General features: G+C 41.5%; 1 protein-coding gene. It reads left to right on the top strand.

Going from position 1 to position 877, the window contains the following annotated elements; genetic code table 11:
- Positions 1–98: 98 nt before the first annotated feature.
- A partial coding sequence (locus tag A3763_RS14130) for a DUF3187 family protein (protein ID WP_156495098.1) occupies positions 99–877 on the top strand: 779 nt, incomplete at its 3' end.

Here is an 877-nt window from a genome sequence, read left to right as displayed (position 1 = left end):
GGCAAATGTAAAACGAGAATTCTTAATCAAAGGTAATTCGTGGCAAATTGCTTACCGTGGTAGCCTAGAACTCTAATTTAACTAATTTTCATAAGCTAATGCGCTCTATACTTACTACCCTTTGCTACATCGTGCTTTTTAGCTCTCAATTACAAGCTGCACAAACCTATAATAGCGAGACAATAGACGCTCGAAACAACAGCCCTATTGCTATGCTTTTCTCTCTCCCAAGAGCTAGCTTTTACCCAAATGAGCAAATCGGATCGATTCATTTACAATCAGACGCTTCGCTCACCAATTACATCAGCACTACAGATAAAAATGGCGACTATTTTCGCATAGACGGAGAAACCTGGAGATTTAGAAACACAGTTTCATACCAATATTCTCAACAGCTTCGCATTCTGGTAGACGCGTCCTGGATAAAACATGGCGGCGGTTTAGGTGATCGATTTATTTTCCACTTCCATGATGCATTAGCACTTCCACAAAATGGCCGCTCCGATAAGCAACACGATAGGTTCAACTGGACACTCTATTCTGAAAATCAGCAGGTATTATCTTTTCAGCGGGAAGCGTCTTCATGGGGTGACACCGAGGTTTCATTCGCATGGAAAATGAAAGAAATCTCCGATACTCAATACAACGCTACACTTAAAATTCCCACTGGCAACTACACGAATCAAACAGGCAGTGAAGCCTTCGACATAAATTTTAGCATCACCCAGCAGAACCCTGAGTGGTTCAAAAGGCGCAATTTTTTTGAACAAACAAAGCTTTCTTTATGGTACGGTACTGGTCTTGGCTATATAGGAAAGTCAGAGCAACTTAAGATTCTTGAGCAGCATCCTGTAAACCTTTCTTTTCGCGCAGGGTT

Source organism: Oleiphilus sp. HI0128 (assembly GCF_001635365.1).
The sequence above is the reverse complement of the archived record's forward strand: the minus strand, read 5'-3'. Positions and strand labels throughout refer to the sequence as shown.